Genomic DNA, 3,394 nt, shown 5'->3' on the forward strand with positions numbered 1-3,394 from the left:
GCCCGACATATCCATGCCACTGTGATCCATATCTGACATATCGCCCGACATATCCATGCCACTATGACCCATATCTGACATATCGCCTGACATGTCCATGCCACTATGACCCATATCCATGCCGCTATGATCCATAGTGCTATGATCCATACCAGACATATCCATGCTGCTGTGATCCATACCTGACATATCGCCCGACATATCCATGCCACTATGATCCATATCTGACATATCCATGCTGCTGTGATCCATTTCAGCAGCCGTCGCCAATGAAGATACCAATGCTGATGTTAATAATACTAGCGATGACACTCCAATGAATGGCAGACTGCTTTTAACTTTTTTCATAATAAGCCTCATATACTACAATTCATTAAACAACGGCAACTTCTCTAAACATCCCAGCTTCCATGTGATAAAGCAAATGGCAATGCCAAGCCCACCGTCCCGCTTCTCCTGTGACATCGAAGCTTATCTTTTGCGCAGGCTGAACCATTATCGTATGCTTACGGACTTGAAAGTCGCCATTAGGCGCGCGCAGATCGCTCCACATACCATGCAGATGCATCGGATGATTCATCATAGTGTCATTGACTAAGGTAATGCGAACGCGCTCACCTGGCCTGATATTGACTGGCGGTGCATCCTTAAACATCACCCCATCCATAGCCCAGATATAACGCTCCATATTGCCTGTAAGATGGATCTCAATCTCTCGAGTGGGTTTGCGCTGCTCGGCAAGTACCTGATTATCAACAGAGCGTAATTGGTCATAAGTCAAAACTTTACGATTAATCTCACGCAGATTGATACCGGGGTCGTCAAGGTTCATTCGCGGGCTATCGACGCGCATATCAGACTTAAAGTCATACTCGGTCTTGGCATGTTTTGCTTTATAACCCTTATCGCCCATCGCACCCATCATATCGGCCATGGTGAGCCATTCGATACCGTCCATCTTTGGAATAGCGGCGCGAGCGCTTTTTTTGGTTGCAAGGGTAGTGGCAACAAAACCTGACCGATCAATGTTTTGGGCAAATATCGTGTGCGCGTCCTGAGTAGGTGTGACGATGACATCATAAGTCTCAGCCACGCCAATACGAAAATCATCAACATCGACAGGGGATACATCATTACCATCGGTCGAGACAACTTTCATCTTGAGACCCGGTATGCGCACATCAAATATCGTCTGCGCGGAACCATTAATAAAACGTAGTTTGACTTGCTGACCCGCTTTAACCCGTTGCGTCCAGTTAGCCGCTGTGGTCTTACCGTTCATCAGATAAGTAAAGGTAGTCTCGCCCGACAAGTCTGTAAAATCAGTCGGCATCATGCGCATCTGATTCCACATTTTGCGCTTATCAAAAGCGGCCTCTAAATCCGTGGCGGCGATATCGGATAAGAGTTTTTTGAAGTCTGGCAGGTGATAATTATCAAAGTCTGCGCGCAGCTTTAATAGTTTCAATAAATTATACGGATCACGGTGCGTCCAATCACTGAGCAAGATAACGTGATCTTCCGCTACAGGATAACGCTCCGCGCCTTTTGGCTCAATGACAATAGCGCCGCGCATACCCGTTTGCTCTTGAAAGCCTGAATGCGAGTGATACCAATAAGTACCTGACTGCGTTAGTTTGAATTTATAAGTAAAGGTGCTCTTGGCGGGAATACCATCAAAACTAATGCCGGGCACGCCATCCATCTCATAAGGTACGAGCAGGCCATGCCAATGAATAGAGGTGGATTCATTGAGCTGATTATGGACGCGGATGACGACGGTATCGCCCTCTTGCATTTTGAGCGTAGGCCCTGGTAGTGAGTCATTAATAAGCGTCGCCATACTTGATTTACCATTAACGGTAATCATTTTTTCACTGACGTATAGGTCGAACTCGTTACCCGTAAGTATAGGTACCTTGTGATCAGGTTTATCGCTGTTGACGACAACTTTCTGATTTTTGCCCAATGCACTATTGGCTATTGTCGGCAGCGTCGATAGCATGGACGCTCCGAGCAAGGTAGATGACCCTGTCAAAAAACGCCTACGGTTAAGCATATTCTTATTCATAATGTTGACCTAATTTATCTTGTTAAAAACCCAGCCTACAACTGAGACTTATTCACTGCTTAAACCAAAGCTACAGCTGCTGCGCTGGTGACTCAATAGCGGCGTATATCTCTGAGGTGCCGTCTTTATTGAGTTGCATAACTTTGTACGGCATGAATTTATCTTGATATTCCATACCAGGGCTACCCACTGGCATGCTCGGTACCGCAAGACCAATGGCATCGCTTGGCGGCTTAGCCAAAAACTGTGCCATATATTTGGCAGGGATATGACCTTCAAACACATAACCGTCAGTGGTGACAGTGGTATGACAAGAGCGCATTTGCTGCGGGACGCTATAGCGGTCTTTAAATAGAGATAAATCATCGACATCGTGCGCGGTTGCGCTCAACCCATGACCTTTAGCATGACCTATCCACTCTTTACAGCAGCCACAATTGGCGTCTTTATAAACGGTCGCTGAGACGTTTTGTAAAATGCTAGACTGACTCGTTGAGGGTGCGCTGACAGGCATTATCTGAGCTTTTGGCTGCTGTGATTGCGCGGATTGGGTGACAGTAGATGGCTCAGTTGCTAATGTCACATCAGTAGCATTTACATCGGGCTCGCTACAAGCCACTAGCGTTGACGCTGCGACCGACAAGACCAGCGATCCAAACCACTTACTAGGATTCACAGATAATTTACGGTTATAGGGTGTCATCATTACCTCTCATCTTATGGTAGTTAGTGTTGCATCTCATCATCTGACATATCCATCATCTCGCTATTAACATCATTATCGAACGACATATCCATCATCTCATCATCGAATCTAGTAGTCAGCATCGTATATTGGTTGGCATTTAGCTCAGGTAAGGATCTGATAAAAGCCATCATCGCCCACATTCTATCGTCATCGTGAGTGGCGCCCCATGCTGGCATGCCAGATGCCATGATGCCGTGCTTGATCGCCCAAAACCCTTGTCTGGCACCTATCTGCGTCTGATAGTGAGCAACGACTTTGGCATCAGTAAAGTTAGGCGGCTTGGGGTACAACCCAGCGCTCAGGTCAGTTTGAGCCGCATCAGGAGACAAATGACAACCGGCGCACATATCTTTGTAATCGGCGCCGCCTGAGCTGATCATCTCCACCTTATCTAAATTTGGGACGACGATATCTCGACTGGCGTTCTCGATAGAGCGACTGCGAGTCGTCTCCAATATAGTATAGACCAGCTTACTATGTGCTTGATCAGCACCGATGTTGATCACACCCGTATTAACAACGATAAAAATAGCAACGAGCGCTATAACAATGGACGCGAGCATACCGAGTAAAAA

At 46.6% G+C, this 3,394-nt stretch carries 3 protein-coding genes and 1 pseudogene; all 4 read right to left on the minus strand.

The window, feature by feature from the left end; genetic code table 11:
• Positions 1-348, minus strand: a pseudogene (locus tag ACTXGO_RS11375) (copper resistance protein B); the annotation flags it as partial.
• Positions 349-373: 25 nt separating this feature from the next.
• Positions 374-2,071 (minus strand): copper resistance system multicopper oxidase, encoded by a 1,698-nt coding sequence (locus ACTXGO_RS11380; protein ID WP_443574566.1) that lies wholly within the window; start codon positions 2,069-2,071, stop codon positions 374-376.
• Between the two features lie 70 nt (positions 2,072-2,141).
• On the minus strand, positions 2,142-2,774 hold the full coding sequence (locus ACTXGO_RS11385; RefSeq protein WP_443574570.1) for a DUF411 domain-containing protein: 633 nt from the start codon (positions 2,772-2,774) through the stop codon (positions 2,142-2,144).
• 23 nt (positions 2,775-2,797) lie between these two features.
• On the minus strand, positions 2,798-3,394 hold a 597-nt coding region (locus ACTXGO_RS11390), incomplete at its 5' end, for a c-type cytochrome (RefSeq protein WP_443574568.1).

Source organism: Psychrobacter sp. T6-1, assembly GCF_052258445.1.

Bases quoted from the DNA above. Each gene is read 5' to 3' on its own strand.
- ACTXGO_RS11380 (WP_443574566.1), bottom strand. From the start codon at position 2,071: ATGAATAAGAATATGCTTAACCGTAGGCGTTTTTTGACAGGGTCATCT.
- ACTXGO_RS11385 (WP_443574570.1), bottom strand. From the start codon at position 2,774: ATGACACCCTATAACCGTAAATTATCTGTGAATCCTAGTAAGTGGTTT.